At 63.2% G+C, this 22,850-nt stretch carries 22 protein-coding genes; 8 read left to right on the forward strand and 14 right to left on the reverse strand.

Going from position 1 to position 22,850, the window contains the following annotated elements; genetic code table 11:
- Nucleotides 1-42 precede the first annotated feature (42 nt).
- The 5 genes from E3374_RS03705 to E3374_RS03725 form a co-directional block, all read right to left on the reverse strand.
- The gene (locus tag E3374_RS03705) at nt 43-891 is read right to left on the reverse strand and encodes an endonuclease III domain-containing protein (RefSeq protein WP_136687684.1); all 849 of its coding nucleotides are present in this window, start codon (nt 889-891) and stop codon (nt 43-45) included.
- 166 nt (nt 892-1,057) lie between these two features.
- Nucleotides 1,058-1,471 (reverse strand): DUF371 domain-containing protein, encoded by a 414-nt coding sequence (locus tag E3374_RS03710; protein ID WP_136687685.1) that lies wholly within the window; start codon nt 1,469-1,471, stop codon nt 1,058-1,060.
- Nucleotides 1,472-1,513: 42 nt separating this feature from the next.
- Complete coding sequence (locus E3374_RS03715) at nt 1,514-2,650, reverse strand: DUF373 family protein (protein ID WP_136687686.1); 1,137 nt, start codon at nt 2,648-2,650, stop codon at nt 1,514-1,516.
- A gap of 69 nt (nt 2,651-2,719) precedes the next feature.
- Nucleotides 2,720-3,610: a coiled-coil protein gene (locus E3374_RS03720; RefSeq protein ID WP_136687687.1), complete on the reverse strand. Its 891-nt coding sequence runs from the start codon at nt 3,608-3,610 to the stop codon at nt 2,720-2,722.
- Between the two features lie 247 nt (nt 3,611-3,857).
- The gene (locus E3374_RS03725; protein WP_136687688.1) at nt 3,858-5,717 is read right to left on the reverse strand and encodes a glycosyl hydrolase 2 galactose-binding domain-containing protein; all 1,860 of its coding nucleotides are present in this window, start codon (nt 5,715-5,717) and stop codon (nt 3,858-3,860) included.
- Between the two features lie 144 nt (nt 5,718-5,861).
- Between E3374_RS03725 and E3374_RS17035 the strand changes: the two genes are divergently transcribed.
- Together E3374_RS17035 and E3374_RS03730 are read left to right on the forward strand one after the other, a co-directional pair.
- A complete protein-coding gene (locus E3374_RS17035; protein WP_169051766.1) occupies nt 5,862-6,014 on the forward strand; it encodes a hypothetical protein in 153 nt (50 codons plus the stop codon).
- 123 nt (nt 6,015-6,137) lie between these two features.
- Nucleotides 6,138-6,866 carry a diphthine--ammonia ligase gene (locus tag E3374_RS03730; RefSeq protein WP_136687689.1) on the forward strand — a complete coding sequence of 243 codons (729 nt, stop codon included), beginning with the start codon at nt 6,138-6,140 and terminating at the stop codon, nt 6,864-6,866.
- A gap of 30 nt (nt 6,867-6,896) precedes the next feature.
- Here E3374_RS03730 and E3374_RS03735 read toward each other — a convergent pair whose 3' ends face one another.
- On the reverse strand, nt 6,897-7,865 hold the full coding sequence (locus tag E3374_RS03735) for a sugar phosphate nucleotidyltransferase (protein WP_136687690.1): 969 nt from the start codon (nt 7,863-7,865) through the stop codon (nt 6,897-6,899).
- 174 nt (nt 7,866-8,039) lie between these two features.
- Between E3374_RS03735 and E3374_RS03740 the strand changes: the two genes are divergently transcribed.
- The 3 genes from E3374_RS03740 (at nt 8,040) to E3374_RS03750 (ending at nt 11,350) form a co-directional block, all read left to right on the forward strand.
- On the forward strand, nt 8,040-8,678 hold the full coding sequence (locus E3374_RS03740; RefSeq protein ID WP_136687691.1) for a helix-turn-helix domain-containing protein: 639 nt from the start codon (nt 8,040-8,042) through the stop codon (nt 8,676-8,678).
- Between the two features lie 116 nt (nt 8,679-8,794).
- Entirely contained in the window at nt 8,795-9,709 is a 915-nt protein-coding gene (gene cysK, locus E3374_RS03745) for a cysteine synthase A (protein ID WP_136687692.1), read from the forward strand.
- Nucleotides 9,710-9,844: 135 nt separating this feature from the next.
- The gene (locus tag E3374_RS03750; RefSeq protein WP_136687693.1) at nt 9,845-11,350 is read left to right on the forward strand and encodes a DUF1508 domain-containing protein; all 1,506 of its coding nucleotides are present in this window, start codon (nt 9,845-9,847) and stop codon (nt 11,348-11,350) included.
- 38 nt (nt 11,351-11,388) lie between these two features.
- Here E3374_RS03750 and E3374_RS03755 read toward each other — a convergent pair whose 3' ends face one another.
- From E3374_RS03755 to E3374_RS03765, 3 genes are all read right to left on the reverse strand, one after another.
- The gene (locus tag E3374_RS03755) at nt 11,389-11,841 is read right to left on the reverse strand and encodes a CopD family protein (protein WP_136687694.1); all 453 of its coding nucleotides are present in this window, start codon (nt 11,839-11,841) and stop codon (nt 11,389-11,391) included.
- 71 nt (nt 11,842-11,912) lie between these two features.
- Nucleotides 11,913-12,551 carry a chemotaxis protein CheC gene (locus tag E3374_RS03760; RefSeq protein ID WP_136687876.1) on the reverse strand — a complete coding sequence of 213 codons (639 nt, stop codon included), beginning with the start codon at nt 12,549-12,551 and terminating at the stop codon, nt 11,913-11,915.
- 99 nt (nt 12,552-12,650) lie between these two features.
- Nucleotides 12,651-12,848: a DUF5800 family protein gene (locus E3374_RS03765; RefSeq protein WP_136687695.1), complete on the reverse strand. Its 198-nt coding sequence runs from the start codon at nt 12,846-12,848 to the stop codon at nt 12,651-12,653.
- A gap of 122 nt (nt 12,849-12,970) precedes the next feature.
- Between E3374_RS03765 and E3374_RS03770 the strand changes: the two genes are divergently transcribed.
- Nucleotides 12,971-14,167, forward strand: a complete 1,197-nt coding sequence (locus tag E3374_RS03770; protein WP_136687696.1) for a polymer-forming cytoskeletal protein — start codon at nt 12,971-12,973, stop codon at nt 14,165-14,167.
- 60 nt (nt 14,168-14,227) lie between these two features.
- Here the strand turns inward: E3374_RS03770 and E3374_RS03775 are convergent, their stop codons facing one another.
- The 5 genes from E3374_RS03775 to E3374_RS03795 form a co-directional block, all read right to left on the reverse strand.
- Nucleotides 14,228-15,694, reverse strand: coding sequence for a methyl-accepting chemotaxis protein (locus E3374_RS03775; protein WP_136687697.1), 1,467 nt, complete (start codon nt 15,692-15,694; stop codon nt 14,228-14,230).
- Between the two features lie 225 nt (nt 15,695-15,919).
- Nucleotides 15,920-16,879 carry a pyruvate synthase subunit PorB gene (gene porB, locus E3374_RS03780; protein WP_136687698.1) on the reverse strand — a complete coding sequence of 320 codons (960 nt, stop codon included), beginning with the start codon at nt 16,877-16,879 and terminating at the stop codon, nt 15,920-15,922.
- A 2-nt stretch (nt 16,880-16,881) separates the two neighbouring features.
- Entirely contained in the window at nt 16,882-18,108 is a 1,227-nt protein-coding gene (locus E3374_RS03785; protein WP_136687699.1) for a pyruvate ferredoxin oxidoreductase, read from the reverse strand.
- 1 nt (nt 18,109) lies between these two features.
- Nucleotides 18,110-18,403, reverse strand: coding sequence for a 4Fe-4S binding protein (locus E3374_RS03790; RefSeq protein WP_136687700.1), 294 nt, complete (start codon nt 18,401-18,403; stop codon nt 18,110-18,112).
- A complete protein-coding gene (locus E3374_RS03795) occupies nt 18,400-18,939 on the reverse strand; it encodes a pyruvate ferredoxin oxidoreductase subunit gamma (RefSeq protein WP_136687701.1) in 540 nt (179 codons plus the stop codon). The genes E3374_RS03790 and E3374_RS03795 overlap by 4 nt, the downstream gene beginning before the upstream one ends.
- 536 nt (nt 18,940-19,475) lie before the next feature.
- Between E3374_RS03795 and ppc the strand changes: the two genes are divergently transcribed.
- Both ppc and E3374_RS03805 read left to right on the forward strand, forming a co-directional pair.
- Nucleotides 19,476-22,172 (forward strand): phosphoenolpyruvate carboxylase, encoded by a 2,697-nt coding sequence (ppc, locus tag E3374_RS03800; protein ID WP_136687702.1) that lies wholly within the window; start codon nt 19,476-19,478, stop codon nt 22,170-22,172.
- 133 nt (nt 22,173-22,305) lie between these two features.
- Nucleotides 22,306-22,758 (forward strand): universal stress protein, encoded by a 453-nt coding sequence (locus E3374_RS03805; protein WP_136687703.1) that lies wholly within the window; start codon nt 22,306-22,308, stop codon nt 22,756-22,758.
- Nucleotides 22,759-22,850 lie beyond the last annotated feature (92 nt).

Here is a 22,850-nt window from a genome sequence, read left to right on the forward strand (position 1 = left end):
AATCGTGATAAAAAGGTGGGGCTCGGTCACGGATCTGCGGGATCAATCGCCGATCGTGTCGGCCGAATCGTGGGCCTCGCTGTCCCCGATGTCGACGCCGACTCTATCACACAGGTCGGATAGTGGACACGCTTCGGGGCCGTCCAGGCAAGTTGGCTTCCGTGCCGTGCAGTACTCGCGGCCGAACTGGATGCTCGCCGTGTGACCGAAGCCACACTTCCCTTCGGGAACGTCCCGTTCGAGCACCTCCCTGACCGTCTCGTGATCGGCGTCCGGCGGGGCGATGCCCAGTCGGCGATAGATTCGATGGACGTGCGTGTCGACAGGGAAGACACCGGGACGTCCGCCGGCGAACAGCAACACGCAGTCGGCCGTCTTGGGGCCGACACCGTTCATCGAAAGGAGTGTCTCCCGGACTGTTCCGGCATCTTCCTCGCGGACGAACGCGTCGAACGCGGCTTCCCCGCCGTATTCGGCGAGGATCAGTTCTGCGATCTCGATGATGCGAGCGGACTTCTGGTTGTGCAGTCCTCCCTCGGCGATCGTCTCCGCGAGTTCCTCCCGGTCGGCGTCAGCCAGCATCTCGACGAGATCTGCCCCCCTCTCACCGCCGTCCGCGTCGGTTTCCGAATCTGATCCGTACCGTTCCATCAGCGCATCGTGGGCCGGCTGGCTCGCCGCGTCGCTGGTGTTCTGACTGAGGATCGTCCGTACGAGCGTCTCGAAGGCGTCGCGGCCCCCGTAGGTCTTTTCCCAATACAACTCTCCCAGCCGATCGACGACTGCGCCGGCTCGGGTGTCCGCGTTCGCATCGGTTTCGAAGGCCGTCACTGACCCACCGCCGTCGATCCCGCCGCTGATGTTCCGGCTCGGTTCCGCGTCCTCGTCCATGGCCGCTGTTCCGGCGGCCACGGAGAAAAACGACCGGACACGCCCGTCGTTCTGACCGGCCCACAAGACGTGTCCGTGAGCGTTCACCGTTCGGCTGGGTCCGGAACCTGGGGCGTCAGTTGTCGTATCGTGTCCTTTATCGAACACACACACACACCGATTGGGGTCACTCGACAGACAGCGTCATTGTGACCGACGCGCCGTCCGCGAGTGTCTCGATCAGATTCCGATCTACGTCAGCGGCCGCCGCGTCCGCATCGACCATCACGGTCCGGTCGTCGACGTAGTCGCTGGTCCGGACGACGAGGCTGCGGTCGTTCTCGAAGGAGAGGTCGGGATGACCGCGTCCGGTGATCTCGAACCGGTGGCTGTCGGTTGCGATCGTGGCCGTGATCGTCGCGTCGTGGTCCCGGCAGGCCTCAACGAACGCGGGATCGAACTCGTTTGGGGTTCGATCGGCCTCGACGGCGAGGATACAGTCCCCGGCCGGCGTGAGGTAGTCGTCGCTGGTGAACTCGAGAGTGCTGTCGTGGGTCGCGGTCACGTTCTCGTGACCCCGGGCGCGGATCCGTTCGTCCATGATCGTGGCTCCGGATGACGATACTTGAGACGTCCGTTTCGATCAGGCTTCCCTGGCCAGATCCTCCTGGACGTCGGTTCCACTGACGTATGCGGCAAAGCGGACGCCGATCAGACTGACGAGGATCCCGGCCAGCAGGAACAGCGCGAGTCTGGCACTCGGTGAGACCGTGAAGCCCTCGATGACGATCGGTCCGAAGTCGACCGTCGAGATCCGCACCGAGGAGAAGACGGCAGCCCGTTCGAGGAAGTACCCCGTCACGCCGCGAACCACGAGTCCGACTGCGACGACCCCGAACGGCAGGTTGAGATAGGCACTTCGGACGCCCTCCCGGCGGAGCAGTTCGTCGAGCAGCCGGCCGGTGCTCGCGGCCAGCGCGGCCGCCGTCAGCCACGGAACGCTGTCGAACCCGAAACGCATCGCCAGGATGACCTCGGCATCGGAAGCGGTCGCCGAGACTCCCAGCGCCCCGACGAACAGACCGATCAACGTCAATCCCGCCGCGACGACGTACGTCACCAGCGACACTTGCCCGGAGTACAACGCCTCGTTGATCTGTCGGGGGAGATCGGCGACGTACTCGTCTATCCCGAGCCCTTTATAAAGCAACGCCAGTCCGACGGCTGCCGCGATCGCGCCGACGGTCATCGTCACGCTGTTGAGGACCAGAAGCAGGATCGGCAACGCCAGCAGCGCCGCCCCGACGGGGACCAGGACGGTCTCACGGAGCTCCTCGTCGGCCATGAACTGCTTGAGGAGATAGTACGTCGACTCGATATCCCGGGACTGGCGGACGATCACCCGATCGACGGCGTCGACAGGGATCCGGCTCTCGACGATCGGTACCAGGCGTTCGTCCTCCGGGCTATCGGTGACGACGATCGCGGAGTCCGGATCGTACGTCTCGAGCAGTTCGTCGGTCTGGCGGGCCACCGACCGGTCGACGCCGACGGTCTCACCACCCCCCGAGAGGACTGCGACTGTCACCTCCTCACCGTCGTCTTCGAGATCACGCGTGATTCGAAGCCCTTCGAGGAGACAGTTCACGCGGCTGTCCTCGGGGTCGTCGATACCGAACTCCGTGACTAACGATTCGACCGCTTCGAACCCAACTACCGGCGGGTCAGCCGCTCCCGCAAGATCACTCCCCCGGTCTACACACACCACCAGCGTGCTCACATCCGGGAGGTAGCCGGGGATAGATAAAAATCCTCGTCACCCGTCCCACGCGACGATCGGTCGTCCCGCCTACAGCAGACCGGTCTTTTGCAGCTTCATCAGGTCCTCGGTATCCAAGGTCTCGCCGTCCTTGAACTGCTGGTAGATCTCTTCGGCTTCCTCGCGGGCGGCCTCCTTCTCCTCCTCGCGACGCGAGCGCTCCTCTTCTTCCTCTTTCTTGTCGAGTTCGCGCAGGCGCTTCTGGACGCGGACGAAGTCCTCGTGGTGCTGATCTGCGGCCTCCTGGGCCTCGACGAACTTCTCGTGCATCTCGTCGGCCTCGTCACGGATCTCGTCGGCCTCACGATAGGCCTCGATCATCTGGTTGTGATGCTCCTGAGCCTCGTCAGCCAACTCGGTCACCTTCTGGTGGTGCTGGCTGGCCTCCGAGCGGATCTCCTGGGCCTCGGCCTTGAGCTCGTCGACGTCGTCGGTCTGCTCTAACTTCTCCTTGCGCTCGGCGAGCTGTTCACGCTTGTTCTCGATCTTCTCGATGAGTTCCTGCTCCTCCTCGGAGTCGAGGACTTCCGTCTGCTGTTTGAACTCGAGATCCTCGATCTCCTCTTCGAGCTGGTCGACGCTCTTGCCCTCGTTGAGCTCCAGTTCCTCTTTCTTCTGTTCGACTTCCTCGAAGAGTTCGTTCGCCTCGGCGTTGAGCTCGTTGCGACTTTCCTTGTGCTCCTGTACCTTCTCGTTGAGCTCGTCGCGCTTCTCGCGGTGTTCCTGGGCCTCGTCGACCTTCTCGCGAGTCTTGGCGTTGAGGTCGTCACGTTTCGAGGCGCGTTCGGAAGCCATCTGGTTGAGATCGTTGCGTCGATCTCTGAGCTGGCCGGCGAGCTTGATGAGCTCGCCCTTGGATTTGTTCTCGAGGTCTTCTTCGCTAACTGATACGTTCTTGGATTGGTCTATCGAATCTGTCATGGTTGACTCTCTGTGCCGTTCCCGCTCCGGCGTTCGACAGTACGGTCGCTACCGACCTGCTGGCGCCTGATAAGTAGCTTCCCTGTCATGCTGGGCGTCGCGCGATACTGCCGAACGCTCGAAGCGTTCAGGTATTTGCTACTACACTGTCCCGTCGTTTAAAGATTCCGGTCACTCTGGTCCATGGGTCGCCATATCACGGGATCGGCGTTCAATTCGTGGGAATGTGAGATCCTACCACGGAGGTTTATAACGGATAGGTGTTCGTGACCGACCGGTCCGGCAGCGACAGCGATAGTTCGATCGTCTCCGCTTCCGGGGGGATCACGACTGTCGTTACCGGTTTCGTCTTGTTTCCTTCGAGGGATATTTCTTGCTCTCCGGACGTGCCGTCCGTCTTCCAGGCCAGCGTGGCGTCGACATCCGTGGGTCCGTCGTTGACGACGACAACGTCCGACTCGACGCCCGGCCGGGGTTCGCTGAGCAACGCCTGGATCGGCTCGAAGGCATCCGCGAGGGCTTGCTGTGCCTGTTTGGGATCGCCCGCGTCGGTGTAGACGCCCATCCCCGCGCCTGCGGGGTCTCGCAGTGCGGACGCGACGAGAAGGTCCGTCCCGTGCAGGCGCAGTCGTTCGGTGATCGTTTCCAGGACGTCTTGCTGGTATGCCTGGGACGCTTCACGGTCCCTCTCGACACGTCGGTCGTGGATCGCCCGGTCGAAGCCCGCAACGTCGGTCGCGTCCGGGTCGCTACCCAGCGAGGCGGCGCCGTATTCGCCGACGACGTTTCCGAGTTGCGGGTACCGATCGAGCAACCAGTCGACGTCGGCCGCTTCGCCGTAACGCCAGCCAGGGTAAAGCGCCGTCGCGTCGTGATCGATGCCCGGTGATCCGATCACCGGCAACGCCAGGAAGTCTTCCGGGATCGCGCTCGCGACGTCGTCGGCTGCACCCCGGTCGTAGTCCCCACGCCACATCCGCCAGCGCAATCGCAGCCGATCCAGGGTCCCGGAACCGAGACCTCCTTCCCCGAGCGTGAACGGATCGTCGTGGACGCCGATCGCCGCGAGGCTCGGATGGTGGTCGTAGGTCTCGACCAGCCGGGTCAGCAGGTTCCGACCGCGTTCGATGTCGAACGGTCCGGGACCGGTGAGCGGGAGGTCGCTCCAGACGAGCACGCCGGCGTCGTCGGCCGCCTCGAACACGTCGGGCCTGGGAACGTGAGCGTGAGGGCGCACGAGGTTCGCGTTGACCTCGATCGCGCGCTCGACGTCCGCGGGTTCGGAGACGAGCAGATTGACCCCGCGACCGGTCGTCTGACGGCCGTTGACGACGAGTCCGTCCCCCTCGTCGTACTCGATCGAACGTAGCCCTGTCGTCACTGTTCGTTCGTCCTCGCCGAGCTTCGCCCGCACCACGTAGCGGTCCTGTTCGCCCATGTCGTGGGGCCACCACAGCGCCGGATCCCTGATCTCGATCGTGTGCTCGACGGTGGTCTTCTCACCCGCCTGTGCCTCGACCGGCGCCCTATTCATCATGCCCCGGCCGCGTCGGTCCCCCTCCGGTTTCACCGAGAACGTCACCCGATCGTCAAGGTCGATCCCGGACAGAACCGTCGTCCGCACCTCGAAGCGTGCTCCCTCCTCGTCGATTCGCGGCCTGGCCGAGAGGTCGACGACGTGGTGGTCGCCGTACGTCTCGACGTCCGCCCCCCACCAGATACCGGGGACTGCCTCGTCGTCGGGGACGAGGTCGCTCTCGTAGATTCCGCCGAACCGGTCCTCGGGGCGACGACACTCGACGAGCAGTTCGTTCTCGGCGGTCAGCGCTTCCCCGAGAGGAACCCGAAGCGGTTCGAAGTACGCGTCGTGTTCGGCTAGGAGCGATCCGTTCAACCAGAGCCGCGCATGCGCGTAAACCCCTTCGAGGACGAGCATCGCGTTCTCGTCCACGTCGGATCGGGGGTCGTCGAACGTAGTCCGGTAGACGACGGCATCGGCGTCGGCGAACCCCGACGGCTTTCCCGGGACCGTCACCGGCTCCCATGTCTCCGGCTCTGGGACGCCCTCGCCCGGTTCGACTTCCCCGGCACGCCACTCGTGAAACATGGTTCACATCGCGGACGCCGCCGGCATATCCTTTACGTACCCGGCCGGCGGACGGTTCCGGGATCCACCGGTTGCCGCCCGGCACTTTCACTTCCACTCCGGGGCCGGCGCGCATTCAAGGTGGTTCCGATCCTACTGAGATATATGATCGAATCGCTTACGCCGACCTGCGACTCCGACGACTGTGACCGCCCCCTTTCGGCTGAACAGCGCAGGATCGTCTACGAGTCCCCCGGCGGAACGCGCCACGTTTACGAGTGTGACTGCGGCGCAGTGACGGTCACTGTCCACCGGTGAGCTTTGGCGCGGTCACGGTCACACTCGACGACAGAGGTCCCTCGACCAGGATGACAGAGGTCCCTCACCCTCAAAGCCCTCTCAACCGGCAGGCCTAAATCCGACGGTTCGACTAGCCGGGACATGAACGACCACGGGGCGGGTGCGTGGCTGGCGCTGTTCTCCGGCGGCAAAGACTCTTCGTGGGCACTATATCGCGCCTTGCAGCGTGACCTCTCGGTTGAACGACTTGTCACGGTCCACCCGCGAGGGGACTCTTACATGTATCACGTCCCGGCGACGGACCTGGCCCGACTCGCAGCCGAGAGTATCGGGATCGAGCTCGTCGAAGTCGAACCCGACGACTTCGGGGCGGAAACCGTGATCGACGCGGGTAGACAGGGTGATGTGGAACTCGAACCTCTCGAGACGGCCGTCCGCGATCTCGACGCCGACCTGCCGGGCGGTGTGGCCGGGATCGTCGCGGGTGCCGTCGAAAGCGAGTACCAGACCTCCCGAATCGAGGGGCTCGCCGACCGCCTCGACGCCGAGCTGTTCGCCCCGCTGTGGCAACGTGACCCCGAGACCCTCGCACGGGAAATGTTGGCGGCGGGCTTCGAGATCCGGATCATCCAGGTTGCCGCCGCCGGCCTGGACGAGGCGTGGCTCGGCCGACGGCTCGACGAGGATGCCCTGGCGGAACTCCTCTCGCTCAACGAGGAGTATGGCGTTCACGTCCTCGGTGAGGGTGGGGAGTTCGAGACCCTCGTCACTGACGGCCCACACATGGATCGACCGATCGAACTGACGTACGACTCCGAATGGGATGGGACGCGGGGCTCGATCCGGATCGAAGATGCCTGGCTGGGATAGGTCGAGTCGACCCAACCCGGTCGTTCGTGATCACGAACCGTTCGTGATCTGGGTATGCGCACCGATGAGCGCGCTAGCGAGGTCGAGGTTCTCGACGTGAGTGTCCCGGTCGATGATCGTATCGTGTATCTCACAGTCCCGAACCGTCGCGTCCGAGAAGATGATCGACCCTTCGACGGTCGAATCGACGACCGTCGCGTCCGGGAGGACGTGTACGTTCTCCCCGATCTCGGAGTTCTCGACGGTTGCGCTGTCGGCGACGACGCTGTCGCCGTCCAGTGCCCACCGGACCGAATCGAGGTAGCTCTCGGGTGTCCCGATGTCGAACCAGGCGCCGTCGAAGGTATAGGCGTCCACCGAACCGCGCTCGACCAGCCACTGGATGAACCAGCCGGGTTCGTCGGGGTTGTTGCCGCCGTCGAGGTACTCCTCGAAGCGTGCCTCCTCTGCCGGGAAAGCGTAGCAGGCGATCGACACGAGCGTGCTGTCTGGATCGTCGGGCTTCTCCTGGAAGTCGACGACGCGATCACCCTCGACGGTGATCAGGCCGTAGGACTTCGCCCGCTCGCGCGATCCGACATCGTAGGCCGCGAGCGTCGGCTCCCGGCACTGCTGGAAGGTGTCGAGGAAGTCACTCAGATCGAAACTAATGAGATTGTCCCCTGCGACGACCAGCAGGTCCTCCTCCTCCAGCCCTTCGCGGTCGACCAGCTGTGCCAGTGCCCCGACGACGCCGAACTTCTCGTCTTCCTCGACGGTTTCCTCGACCGAGAGCGTCGGCTTTTCAAAGTCAGTCTCGGCAATGTGGTCGAGGAAATCGTCTGCGAACCGTTCGTTCGTGGAGACGTAGACGTCCTCGATCCGGTCGTCGGCTTCGAGTTCCCCGAGAATCCGGTCGATGACGGTCCGCTCTCCGATCGGGAGAAGCATCTTCGGTCGGTTACGCGTGACTGGCCAGAGGCGCGTCGCGTATCCTCCGGCGAGTACGACGGCTTGCATACCACCGGAGTCGTTGGCCCCGGTCTAAGTCCTTTTTCATTCGGTCGACCGACGTGTCCAACGCTCGCCGACGATGCGGACACATTTGCCGTGTCTAGTGCTGTTAACGACGTTTTCAGTCGATGGGAATGGCCCGATCCGTTATGGCCCGTCCGGCCCTATTTCGAATCAACAATGCCGGGAATGCGTGCAGAAGTCGAGGTTCTTTCCCCGGACACCTGTCCGGTCGCGGAACTCTCCGAACGGGCCGAGGGACCGCTCACCTCCGTCTCGCGGGCGGGGCAGGACGCGGGGTCGATCACCGAGGAGTTCACTGCCAGCGGCGAGACGGACTTCTCGGACAATCGCCTCTCGCAGCTGTTCGAATACCGTTCGACTAACGTCTATCGGTTCCGGCACGAACCGCTGGATTGTGTCTGTGAGTTCGTCGAGGAAAACAGCCACCCGATCTCGGAGATCCGGGCCCAGGACGGCTCGTTGGTGCTCTCGTTACACCTCACGGCGATTCAGGACCTCCGTGATCTCGTGACGGATCTCCGTGAGCGATACGGATCTGTCCGGATCCGATACCTGTTGCAGGTCGACAGCGACGAGGAGGGTAGCACGGATGTCGTCCCGATCAACCGCAACCGGCTGACCGATCGCCAGCAGGAGGTCCTTGAGACGGCCTACCAGATGGGGTACTTCTCGTACCCACGGGAAGCCAACGCGACCGACGTCGCCGCCGAACTGGGTATCGACTCCTCGACGTTCACTGAACACCTCGCGGCTGCCCAGTCGAAGCTGATGGACGAATTGCTGACCGAACTGTGATCTAAGTCCTCTTTTCGACGCCGTCGGTGATCTGTCCTCACCCGTTCGGGTGGGTTCTCGCACACTGGGAGTTTCGGACGACCTTAAATAGCGACGACAGAGACCGTCCTAATGTCATGGAAGTCGCAGACGCTGTCACCGAATTGATCGGGAACACGCCGTTGCTCCGACTCGACGACGGGTCTGGAACGGCGGTGCTCGCCAAAGTCGAATCGTTCAATCCCTACTCGGTGAAGGATCGCATCGCGAGGTCGATGATCGAAGCTGCCGAGGAACACGGCGAGATCACCGACGACACGGTTGTCATCGAGCCGACGAGCGGCAACACGGGGATCGGGCTGGCAAGCGTCTGTGCCGCAAAGGGCTACGATCTCGTGCTTGCCATGCCCGAGTCCATGAGTGAGGAGCGCCGCCAGTTACTTGCCGGACTCGGGGCGGAACTCGAGTTGACCGACGCTGATGGCGGTATGAGCGGCGCGATCGATCGAGCCCACGAACTCGCCGCGGAGTACGACGACGCGTTCGTTCCCCAGCAGTTCGACAACCCCGCGAACCCGGCCGCCCACCGGGAGACGACTGGGCCTGAGTTGTGGGACGCCACTGACGGGGAACTCGACGCGTTCGTGGCCGGGATCGGCACCGGCGGGACGATCACGGGCGTCGGGGAGTTTCTCCGCGAGGAGGTCGAGGCCGACGTCGACGTCGTCGGGATCGAACCGGCCGAGTCGGCTGTCCTCTCCGGCGAAGAACCCGGCAGTCACGGTATCCAAGGTATCGGCGCCGGGTTCGTGCCCGAGATCCTACGGACTGAACTGCTCGACGAGGTCGTCACCGTCGAGCGCGAGGAGTCGATCGCAGAGGCTCGCCGGATCGCCCGCGAGGAGGGTCTCGCCGTCGGGATCTCCTCGGGTGCCGCGTCACTCGCCGCGAAACGGGTCGCCGAGGGGTATCCAGACGACGCCGTCGTCGCCACCGTCCTCCCTGACACTGGCGAACGCTACCTCTCGACGGACCTTTTCGAGGAGATCTGATCAGTTCGAACGCCCGAGAGCGCGATATTTCCGTTCTCTCCGACAGCTCCGGCCCGAAATCGCGTTTGTGAACGTTCCTACCTGTCCGCATCAATCTATAAGTATCGTCCGTCTGTATAAGTAAACGGAAATACTATGGCATCAGAGAGTTCTCAGCAAGGATATCTCAACCAGTGGTATCGCGAGCGTATCGGCCGACCGGCGACTGACGACGAGGTGATCGGGTACTGGGTATTTGTCCTCGGATTGTTGCTTGGAATCCTGGGCATCCTGCTGGTAATGACCAGCAGGGCTGGAACCCAGATGCGGGGCTGGGGCATTATCATAAGTGCTCTCGGACTCGCGTTGCTCGTCGCAGGCCCGATAGTCAGACTTCCGTTGAGTGATCTGGCATCGTCTCTATTGCTCGTCGGATTTCTCCTGTGTATCGTCGGAACCGGCTGGTTTCTGACGATTTACCCGGGTGACTGGCGACCGCAGGCGAGCCCTGTCATCGCCGTCTACTCGGTCGGATTACTCGTGATGGGCTTTGCGGGCGTGTTCGTCCCGTTGCTTACGACCCGTGACGAGGAACTCGCCGAGTCGGAAGCTGAATCCGACCGGCTACGCGAGGAACTCACCGAGACGGAAGCCGAGTCCGAACGGTTGGGCGAGGAACTGGCGGATACGCAGGCCGACGAAATGGACCTGGCCGCCAGACTGCGACTGCTTCGGAAGAGCCAATCGCGGTTCGAACTCTACGAGGATGTGGGCGGGGAGTGGCGCTGGCGTCTCCGCCATCGCAACGGGAACATCATCGCCGAGGGCGGCGAGGGCTACACCCGCAAACACAACGCCCAGAAGGGCATCGCCGGGGTCCGCCGGGACGCACTCGGGGCGACGGTCCTGCTCATCGAGAACGAAGCGGACTTGCCGGCCGAGGAGGAGACGTTCGAACCAGTCACCGAAATCGACAGTCAGGCGACGTTCGAACGCTACGAGGACAATGCGGGCGAGTACCGCTGGCGGCTGCGTCACGACAACGACAACATTCTCTGTGACTCCGCCGAGGGGTACGCCTCCCGGGGTAACCTCACCCGGGCGCTCGAACGGATCCGCGAGTACGTCGGCCCGGCCCAGTACCTCCGGATCGATCCGACTGCCTTCGAGATCTACGAGGACAATGCGGGCGAGTACCGCTGGCGACTGGTCCACCGTAACGGGAACATCCTCGCCGACGGCGGCCAGGGGTACTCACGGTACAACGATGCCAGCCGTGCCGTCGATCGGCTCAGAGAGAACCTCGCTGACTACGAGTTCGAGATCTACGAGGACGCGGCCGAAGAGTACCGCTGGCGGCTGCTCGCGAGTAACGATCGGATCGTCGCCGACAGCGGCGAGGGCTACACCGACCGCGACGAGGCCGAGACGGCCGTCGAGCGCGTCGAGAACTACGCGCCCGACGCTGACGCTCTCGAAGTGAGTCCTGCCGCCTTCGAGATCTACGAGGACGCGGGTGAGAAGTGGCGCTGGCGGCTCCGTCACCGCAACGGAAACATCCTCGCGGACGGCAGTCAGGGATACAACGACCGGAGCGCCGCCCGCGACGGCGTCGAGAGCGTCAAGCGCAACGCCCCCAACGCCGAGACCGAAGACGTCTGAGCGAGTGGTCCCAGGTCGCCCTTTTTGCGCCCATCGTCCTACCAGGGCGCAGCCAGTGCGCCGGCGTCGAACAACAACAGGATGGCAACGATCGACGCCGCGAGCAGGAACGGCCGAGCGTTCGCTGCTGGGGTGCGGACCTTCTGCTCCGCAGTACCGTCCGAGAGCCGGGCGGCGGCGACCTCCGAGAGCGCCGCGAGTGTGAACCACAGCACGACCATCCCGAGTACGAGATGGCCCCGCGTGGAGTCGAGGAGACTATCCACAGTGTAAAGCGTCGCCGCCTGGTGGGCACCAGTCAGTAGCGTCACGAGTGCGCCCGCGCGGGCGATCCACGTGAATCCCGCGGTGAGTCTGCTGAGTGGTTCGCTGTCGAGTGTCCCATCCCTGGCGATCGGCAGGACGGCGAGCGTGAGAAACAGGACGCTCCCGGTCCACAGTGCTGCGAACAGGAGGTGCAGTCCGGCGACGAGTACGTCGGCGAGTGTCATATCTGCCGGGTCGGACTCCCGACCCATCAAAACACTGGAATCGGTGGCCACGCCGGGTCGGGTCGACGCGATCAGAACACCGGATCGGCTTCCGTATCAGCGTCGTCGATGTCCCCGAGGTCGAGTCGATCGAGCAGGTTGACGAACGACCCTGGATCGGGAATCAGGAACAGTCGGACCTTGAAGGCCTCCTCGCGGTCAGTCACGTCGACGATGCTGTCAAGCACGATCGACAGCGAGTCCGCCCGAACGTGTGAGAGGGCGTCTTCGGCGATCTCCTCGCCGTCGGCCTGTCGGAGCGTCGGCGTGCCCATGTCGATGGTCGTCTCCAGCGTGTTAGCGATGCCATCGACGAACCCCGAGGTGAGGATGTTACAGACTTCCTGGAGTGCGCTCTCCTGAAGCTGGTTGAACTCGCCGTCGACCTCCGTCCCGGTCAGCAACTCGGCCATCTCACGGGCCGTCTCCTCGTAGAAGGTCAACAGGAAGACGCCGTAGGGTGGCTCGTTGAGACGGATACTGGCGCTGTAGATCGGGTCCGTCCCGATCTCCCTGGCGATGTCGGGCGGCTCGACGAACGCCAAGCTCTTGATGTCGACCGTCGCGTCCACCCCGGCGAGCGTGCCGAGCGACGACGCCGCGTTCTCCGCACCGGCTTTGATGAGCTGATTGATGACCCGCAGTTTCCGGATGTCGATGAGCAACGGCATCTGCCTGCTGTACCCAACAGGGAACTGGTCCTTAGTGATTGTGCCTGCCATCGGCATCGTCGGCCGACGGCGGAAAGTGGACACAGTCGTTTCCGTCCGTCACTCGATAATCTCGGCGATCCGGCGAGGCTCGCCGGACAGTGCGGGTTCGGGATCGATCAGCTGGAGCACCTCGTGGTCCGTCACGTCGGGATAGGACTTCTCCACCGCGTCCTCGATGAGGGCTTTCTCCAGGCGGAAGTCGACGCCCTCGTAGACGACGTCGACCCCGTGTTCGTCGAAGGAAAGGGCGGTCATGCCCGAACGTTGCGTGCTCGCCCTCATAAGCGTCGCGGACGCTGCCGGTGACGGCCGCGTCCGTCAGACCTCCGTCAGACGCGCCCTGGGGGTTTAATATGGCGGATTCCCCTGATTAACGTGTGCTGGGGTCGACGCCGCTTGCGGAGCTGGTCATCCCCGACAGGACGACTGTCGAGGAGCACGACCTCGTGGCCGACGGGGACGTGATCGTCGGTGGCCAGAGCACTGTCGAGTTCGGCGTCAGGGGGAACAATGTCATCGCGGGCGAGCGGGTACGCTTTGGCGGGCACATCGAGGCCGCCAGTGACTGTCGGCTGGACATGTGGTGTGACGTCGCCGAGGACGTGCTCGTCGGCGAGGACGCCTACCTCGGCGAGCGGGTCCACGTCGGCGGCGAGTTGAAGGTCGCGGGCGACTTGGATATCGGTGACGACGTCGACATCGACGATGGCTTCGAGGCAAACGGCTGGATCGTCATTCGGAACCCGATGCCGACGATCGTTTTCCTGTTCGTCTATCTGGGTCACCTCCTGCGGCTTGGCGAGGAGGAGGCTGCCGCGGACGTGCTTGCGGCGGTTGCGGACGACGACCGCGAGTACGAACCTGTCGTCGTCCCGCGGGGAGCTCATGTCAGCGACGACGCTTGGCGGGTCTCCGCGCCGGCACGCATCGGCGACGACTGCCGACTCCACGGGAACCTCCGCGCCGAGTCGCTCATTGTCGGCCGGGACACTGTCGTTTTCGGGAGTCTCCGCGCACGGGAGGACGTGATCGTCGGGCGCGCCACCGAGATCAAAGGCGACGTGACCACCCGCGAGGGCACCGTCTCGATCGGCCCCGGCGTCCACGTCTGGGGGGACATCGCCGCCGAGGACGTCGCCCTCCACGAGAACGCGACCGTCGAGGGGACCATCCGCGCCCGCGGCGAGATGGAGTTACACACCGAGGACGTCCTCGAGGAAGCTGACGAGACGGCCGCTGCCATGGCGAACGCGGCGGAACGACTCGACGGTGTGGACGACGAACCTGCGGCGGGCGACGGTGATCGAGACGCTGACGCCCCGGCCAGCGGTGACGACGTGACCAACGACGGTCAGATTGGCGACAGCCGAGCTGACGACGGACAGACCGATGAGGGCCGGGCTGATGATGTGTCCATCGACGGACAGGCTGACGACGGTCGGACTGACAACGGACAGGCTGACGACGTGACCGACGACGATCAGACCGAGACCGGCCAGGCTGATAGGAATCGGACCGACGATGCGGAGACGATGGCCGACCGGACGATGTCGGAGTCCAACGCTCTGGAGTGAGCTAAGGAGCAGGTCCCCGTCGGATCGTACTGCTAGACGTCCCCGTCGAGAAGAGACGCGTCACTCGGTCTCGTAGCGGTCGAACAGTGCCGAGAGCTGCTGGGCGCGCATGCTGAGCATCTTCGCGTTGACGTACATCTCGCCGAGGGCGAGAGTTTGTTCCTCGGCGATGGCCGCGACGCTTTCGGCTTCCTCCATGTTCTCACGGCTGATCTCGGCGGCGCTGTCAGCGATGCTGGCTACTTCCTCGCTGGAGGCCGCCTGGTCGTCCGTCGCGTTACTGATTTCCTTGACGCCGCTGGTCGTGTCCTGGACGAAGTCGAGGATCGACTCGAGGGCCTCCAGACCCTCATCCATCGTTTCCTGGCCCTCGCCGACTGTCTCGCGCATCTCCCCGATCTCCTCGACTGTCTGGGTCGTCTGATCCTGAATGTCCGTGATGAGTGACTCGATCTCGTCGGTGGCGTCCTTGGTCTCCTCGGCGAGTGACTTCACTTCGTCGGCGACAACCGTGAAGCCGTTGTTGTCCGCGCCCGAGGCGTGTGCGGCCTCGATCGAGGCGTTCAGCGCGAGAATATTGGTCTGCTCGGCGATGTCGTCGATGAGGTCGACGATCTGGCCCACTTCGCTCATCTGGTCGTCCAGCGTCTCGACAGTGTCGACGACCCCTTCGGTCTGATCGTCCACCTCGTTCATCGCGTCGCTGACTTCCCTGGCGGCTTCGATCCCCTCGACGGTCCGTTGCTCGGTCTGGTCGGCCTTCTCGGCGACCTCGTCCGAGGAAGCGGCGATCTCCTCGATAGTGGCGGACATCTCGCCCATCTCCTCGGAGATTTGGGTCACCTGTTCGTGTTGATCGTGGAAGGCATCTGCGAGTTGCTGGACGCTCTCGGCCATACTCTCGCTGGCCTCGCGGACGGCCTCGGTCGCTGTCGTCACCTGCTCGCTCGACCCCGAGACATCCTCGCTAAAGTCACTTGCCGTTTCGATGGTCTGCTGGAAGGCCGTCGCCATCTCGTTGAACTCCCTGGCGAGTTCGTTCATCGCCTCGGATGGCGTCTCGGCGTTCAACCGGACCGTCAGGTCGCCTTCGCCGACCGTGTCCATCCGTTGTGCGCCCTCGCGGATGTAGCCGTCGAGCTCCTCGAAGGATTCCCCGTTTGGCGCTGCGACGCCGCCGTCGGGTGCCGGTGCGACCCCCATCCCGATTTCGGGTGTTGGGGTCCTCTGGGTCGACTCTAACTCCGTGCGGACTTCTTCGAGCTCCGACTCGAGTGATGTCCGTTCGTCTTCGAGAGATGTCACCCTCGATCGGAGATCCGCGCGCTCGGAACGGAGCGACTCGTTCCGTTCGCGTTCGCGGACGAGGGCGTACCCCAGCGTTCCGGCTGCGAACACGAACCCGCCACCGGCCAGAAACGGATACAGTGATCCGGGCGCCAGGAACAGGAGGATCGTCTGCCACACGATATGCACTACTTGGACGGAGAGGGCGACGCGTGTCTCCCCCAAGGAGAACCTTGCCATACCCCTATCTTAAAAGATGAGGCATAAATATCCTTCTCCCATCGTTTCAGTTACTGATACTGGCGACCGTCCACTTGTGGCGCTGAACCGTCACTCCGAACGTCGAATATCAGCCTTCCGTCACGAATGGTCGTATAATCTGTCGTCGGTCTCGAGAGAATGCGGACGAGTGACGACGCTCGATAAACGCAAACGAGAGGAAAGACGCGACAGGTGGGGGTCAGCTCAGGCGTCCAGCCCGAGGTCTTCGGCGCGCTCGTCGATCCACGTCTGCAGTTCCTCGATGGCCTCCTCGCTGGGCTCTTCGCCGTCGAAGAGGTGCTTGAAGCGACCCTGCTTCTCGAGCCACTCGCGGACCGGCTTGCGGTCACTGATCTTGTTGACGCTGGTGATCTCGCCGTCCTCCATCTCGAAGACCGGGAACAGGCCAGTCTCGACGGCCAACTCGGCCAGTTCGACCGTCTTCGAGGACTCGTAACTCCAGCCGACCGGGCACGGCGAGTAGACGTGCAAGAACTTCGGCCCGTCAATCTCGAGGGCCTTCTCGACCTTCTGTTTGAAGTCGTGGGGGTTCGAAATCGACGCCGTCGCGACGTACTCGACGCCGTGGTCGGCCGCGATCGACGTCATGTCCTTCTTGTTGGTGTCGTTACCGATACTCTCATCGCCCGCCGGCGACGTGGTCGTCGACGCACCGAAGGGCGTCTGACTGGAGCGCTGGACGCCCGTGTTCATGTACGCCTCGTTGTCGTACATGATGTAGAGGACGTCGTGGCCGCGCTCCATCATGCCCGAGAGAGCGCGGATCCCGATGTCCGCGGTCGCACCGTCGCCACCGACGGCGATGATGTTGAGGTCATCCGAGTCCTGGACGTCCAGGTGGTCGGGGTCGCGGCGGTCGAAGGCCTTGTAGGCGGCCTCGATGCCCGAGGCGACGCTGGCGCCGTTCTCGAAGATGTTGTGGATGTAGCTGGTCCCCCAAGAGCTCTCGGGATAGGGCGTCGAGACGACCTCCATACAGCCAGTGGGCTGGCTGATGATGGTGTTCTCGCCGGCCGCCTCGGTGATGTACTTCATCGCCAGGGCGGGACCACACCCGGCACACGCGCGGTGACCGGGGTTCCACAGTTCCTCGTCGTGTTCGAGTTCGTCAGTGAAGTCCTGGTCTTGCAGATCGGAACTCATTGTCAGTCACCTCCGTCCGCGAGCAGTTCCTCGCGGAGCTGTGGCCACGATTCCTGTTCGTCGAAGGCCATCGGGGCCGAGGCCTCCATCGTCTCCTCGATCATCGCGCCGATGTCCGAGGCAGTGATGTCCCGGCCCGCCATGCCGACGACGAAACTCTTGATCGGGGGCTGGTTCTCGGCGTGGTACAGCGTGCCCTTGATCTCGCCCGCGAGCGCGCTCTCGTAGCCGGGAGACATCTCCTTGGTCAGGACGCCGACGGCCTCGGCGTCGCCAAGGGCTTCCCGGAGCTCCTCGGTCGGGAACGGCCGGTGGACGCGCGGTCGGATGAGACCGACGTCGACGCCCTCGGCGCGGTACTCGTCGATGACCTTCCGGATGGTCCCGCACATCGAGCCCAGCGCCACGAGGCGGTAGTCGGCGTCCCCGTGGTAGGTATCGAGCATGCCGTTGTACTCGGTGTAGTCCCGGCCGAAGATCTCCTTGAACTCCTCGACGGTCTTCGCCCAGACGTCCTTGGATTCCTCCATGGCCCGCTGGATCTCGTAGCGGGCTTCCGTCCAGTGTTCCGGCCGGGCGAAGGCACCCATCGTCTTCGGGTCGGAGGGGTCCAGCGTGTACTCGGGATCACGCGGCGGCAGGAACTCGCTGACCTCTTCCTCGGTGGGAATGTCGGCGGGTTCCTGAACGTGGGTCAGGATGAAGCCGTCGAAGTTCGAGAGGACGGGCAAGTTGACCTGCTCTGCGACCCGGAAGCCCATTAGCACGTGGTCGATGGCTTCCTGGACGTCTTCGGCGTGGAACTGCATCATCCCGCCGTCCCGCTCGGCGAAGGCGTCGGTGTGGTCGGCCCAGATCGACAGCGGAGCCGACAACGACCGGTTGGCGACCGCCATCACGATCGGCAGGCGCATGCCCGCCGCCGTGAACAGCGGTTCGCTCATCAGCTTCAGACCCTGGCTGGACGTCGCCGAGAAGGCCCGAGCGCCGGCCGCCGAGGCACCGATACACGTCGAGGCGGCGTTGAACTCGCTGTCGACCTTGATGAACTCGCTGTCGAGTTCGCCGTCGGCGACCAGGTCCGAGAGCTTCTCGACGACCCCGGTCTGGGGCGTGATCGGGTACGCCGAGACGACGTCGGGGTTGGCGGCCATGACGCCTCTCGCCACGGCCGAGGTCCCCTTCATTACCTTCTGTTCTTCCGAGGGGTTTTGTTCTGCTTTCGCCATGTTACTTCTCCTCCCGGATCATGTCGATCGCGTCGGTCGGACAGACTTCCTCGCAGATGCCACAGCCTTTGCAGTAGTCGAGGTCGAACCCGTAGTAGTCCTCGCCCTCGACCGGCTTGGCCGCCTGGTCGGGACAGTACGTATCACACTGCCCGCAGGCGATACAGGCGTCGACATTGATGACCGGCTTGAACTGCCGCCAGGAACCGGTCTTGTTCACGCGTGAGGTGTTCGGTTCGACGACGGCGCCGGTCGTGATCGTGAGGTTCTCGTATGGGTCCTCGGATTCGCTCATGCTGATACCTCCGTGTACGCGTCGTTGGTTGCCGCGACGTTCTGCTCGCCGATTTCGCCCGAGAACTTCCGGGTGATGACGGCCTCCATACTGTCCTGGCCGAGCAAGCCGGTGGCGCCGGCGAACGCGCCCAGCAGCGCGGTGTTCATGATCGGCCGGCCGAGGTGCTCTAAGGCGATGTCGGTCGCGTCGACCGTGACCACCTCGGCATCGGTCTCCAGGTCGAGTTCTTCGGGATCGGCACCCGTGTTGACCAGGACGAGTCCATCCTCGCTGAGTCCCTCGGTCACGTCGACATACTCCAGCAGACTCGTGTCCTGGACGATGACGTAATCCGGTTCGTCGACCTGACTCCGGTCAGTGATCTTCTCGTCGTCGAAGCGCGCGAACGCCTCGACGGGCGCCCCGCGGCGTTCGACGCCGAACGCCGGGAATGCCTGTGCCCACGTGCCTTCCTCGTGGGCCGCCTGTGCGAGCAGCTGTGCCAGGGTAACCGACCCCTGACCACCGCGACCGTGAATCCGTATTTCATCCATTGTAATCACCTAGAGTGCTGCGGTGGGCTCCTGGCTGACCCCCTGTGTCGCGTCTCCGGCGTCACTGGCCATCAGTGAGTCCACCTACTTTGTAGTATGTAAGGAACAATAACCAAACCATACCCCCATAATTAGGGGTGTTTAAGGCCCCCAGGATCGGTTTTTCACGATTTTATCGGACTGTATGTAACGTGGAGGACCATATTTGGATGGTCGATAATTAACGTCTCGTGGACGAAACGCCGGACTGAAGGGCGATCGCCGTCAGGACGGTCGCGATCCGATCCGCGCGTTCGCTTTCACCCCCGGACCCTCGATATAGGGGGTCGACTGCTCGACAGTCGCGGCCGTCCATCCCAACCGGCCGGTTGTTTGGCTTTTCCCGACAATAGTCAGTAGCTAGAAACCAACCTAAAAGATCGTGGCCATATTTCGGTAGAACCGACAGACTCCAGGCTTATTGATTATAAATGATATAGGTATTTCGGCCTCCCAATTCCGCTAGTGTTAAATCGGTGGACCCGTCATCCAGTGGTATGACTTTACACGGCAGAGAGCTAACCCAGGACGTTCGCGAACTGGGAGAATTGCTGGGGATCGTCATCGAGGAGCAGAGCTCCGAAGAGGCGTTCGAGGTCGTCGAAACGATTCGGAACAACGCCATCGCCTACCGCCGTGGGGACGGTGAGTCCCGCGAACCGATCGACGACGAACTCGACCGGCTTTCGCCGGGTATGCAAGACGTCGTCGCTCGGGCCTTTACCACCTACTTCGAGCTGATCAACCTGGCCGAGGAGCGCGAACGAGTCCGCGAGGTCAGGGAAGGCCTCCAGAGCGGCGATCTTTCGGATACTGTCGAGGAGGCGGTCGAGACGCTTTCGGCCGAGAGCGTCGATCCGGACACCGTCGAGGAGATTCTCGATGACGTCATGATCGAGCCGACGTTTACGGCACACCCGACTGAAGCGCGACGCAAGACGATCAAAGCCAAGCTCTGGTCGGTCGGAAAGATTATCCAGGATCTCGATCAGATCCGCCTCACGGATCGGGAAGAACGTCGGTTGAAGCGCAAACTGCGGGCGGAAGTGACGAGCCTCTGGCAGACCCCTCAGGTCCGCGATCGCCGGCCCGACGTGACCGACGAGACGCTGAACATCCAGTGGTACCTCGAGAACAGCCTCTTCGACGTCATCAGCGAGGTCTACGACGAACTCGAGCACGCCCTCGAGGAGACCTACGACGGCGAGGTCGACGTCCCGAAGCTCTACGAGTTCCGGTCGTGGGCCGGCAGTGACCGTGACGGCAACCCCTACGTCACCCCCGAAGTCACCGAGGAAACTCTCGACCGCCAGCGCAGCGTCGTTCTCGAACTGTATCGAGATGATCTCAAGAGCCTCTCGGGCGTTTTGAGCCAGGATGTCGATAACGTAGAGCTCAACGACACGTTCGTCGAGAGCCTCGAGACGCACAAGGCAGACCTCCCGGGCGTCGCCGATGGGATCGAGGAGCGTTACCCGGACGAGCCCTACCGCCAGAAGCTGAAGTTGATGCGCGAGAGTGTCCTCCGCGTCGACGACGTCCGATCCGGAGCCTACGACGACGACGACGAACTCCTTGCCGACCTGAAGATCATCGCCGAGAGCCTCGAAGAGAACGACGCGAACGACATCGTCGAGGCACACGTCCAGCCGCTGATCCGAAAAGTCGAGACGTTCGGCTTCTCGCTGGCGAACCTCGACCTGCGGGATCACCGTGGCAAACACACGAACACGCTGGTCGAGACGCTCGATCGGGAAGGCATCGACTACGATTCGATGGACGAAGACGAGCGCGTCGAGTTCCTGACTGAGGCGATCCTCCAGGACGACCCGGTAATCGACATCGACGATACAGACGGGCTTTCGGAGGACTCGGCGAAAGTCCTGACGCTGTTCTCTTCGGCCGCCGAGTGGCAACGGGAGTACGGCGTCGACGCCATCGATACTTACGCGATCAGCTGGTTCGAGGAGTCCTCCCACGCGCTGGAGGTCCTCTTTCTGGGCGATCAGGCCGGCATCGTCGACCTGCCGGGCTACTGCGGGTTCGACATCGTCCCACTATTCGAGAGCGAGTACGCCCTCACACGCGTCCGTGAAATGCTTAGCACGCTCTTCGAGAACGAGGCCTACAGCCAGGCCTTAGAGGCCCGGAACAACACCCAGGAGATCCTGCTCGGGTATTCGGATTCCTCGAAGGAGAATGGTTACCTTGCGGCCAACTGGGAACTGTACCGCAACCAGAAGCGAATGGCCGACATCTGTGACGACCACGACGTCACCCTCCGGCTGTTCCACGGCCGCGGCGGGTCGATCTCCCGGGGCGGGATGCCGATGCACGAAGCGATGCTCGCGCTGCCCAACCAGACTGTCAACGGCCAGATCAAGTTCACCGAGCAGGGCGAGGCGATCGCCGAGAAGTACGGCAACCCCGACGTCGCCGAGCGCAACCTGGAGCAGATGCTCAACGCGCAGATCCTAGCGCGGTACAACGCCATGGATAACCCCGTCGAGGACATCCCCGAGGAGTGGATCGACGCCTTCCAGACAGCAGCCGACCACGCCAGCACTGAGTACCGCGACCTCCTCGAGACCGACGGGTTCGTCGAGTACTTCGAACAGGCGACCCCGATCACGGTCATCGAGAACCTCAACATGGGCTCACGGCCAGCCTCCCGGACGGAAAATCGGAGCCTCGAGGACCTCCGGTCGATCCCGTGGGTTTTCTCCTGGACGCAGGCCCGGTGTATCATTCCCGGATGGTACTCCGTCGCCACGGGCATCCAGGGTTACCTCGACGACGGCGGGGACCTGGAGACGCTCAAGCAGATGTACGAGGCATGGCCGTACTTCGGGACGATCCTCGATCACGCCGGGATGGCGCTGGCCAAATCCGACATGGAGATCGCAACCGAGTACGCCGATCTGGCCGACGAAGAACTCCGCGAACGGTTCTTCCCCCGGATCCGCACCGAATACGAGGAAGCCGTCGACCTCATCACGGAGATTTCCGGCCGGGAGACGCTACTCAAGCGGTCATGGATGGAGGAGAACCTCCAGCGCCGAAACCCGTACGTCGACCCGCTGAACCTGCTGCAGATTCGGTTGCTCGCTCAGTCCCACCTCACCGAGACCGAGCGCCGAACGCTGCGACTGACTGTCCACGGTATCGCCGCCGGCATGAAGAACACCGGGTGATAGAGACTCGCCCGTAGAACGGCGTTTCCGTTGTGAGTGATCGACTATTCGGTTGTCGATCGAACGACCAATTCCGAACGTATGTCCCCTCGGAACACCTAGTTTCGTTACCCTGGAGTTCCAAGAGTCGATGATGACACTCGAAACAGTACTTTTGGCAGTCGGGCCCACTGACCACGATCGCGTCGACGAACTCGCTGAAGCAGTCGTCGAAATCGCCGGGCCGTCCGGTGCTTCGGTTGTCCTCGCTCACGTGTTTACGCCCGACCAGTTCGATCAAGCGGCACAGAGACTCGGCTTCGGCGGCGGCTCCGAAGCGTCTCCGGAAGAGGTCGCCAACCGTCACGACACGATCCGGACGATCGGCGACATACTCGACGAGGCCGGCGTCGAGTACACGATCCGTGGGCGGGTCGGGGACCACGCCACCGAGATCATCGACCTCTCGAGGACGCTTGACGTCGATCGGGTCGTCGTCGGCGGGCGCAAGCGGTCGCCGAGTGGCAAGGCCGTCTTTGGAAGCGTCGCTCAGGACATTATGCTCGAAGCCCCCTGCCCGGTGACGTTTGTCAAGGCCCAGGACTGAACGTCTCGATCACGATCCGAAACCCGTCACGAGATGCGCCTGGCGGAGCCTCGGTCTGCGATGGATCCTGTTCGCTAACGTCTTGTCGGTCC

Source organism: Halorhabdus amylolytica, assembly GCF_004944975.1.
In the GTDB taxonomy this organism is placed as follows: Archaea; Halobacteriota; Halobacteria; order Halobacteriales; family Haloarculaceae; genus Halorhabdus; species Halorhabdus amylolytica.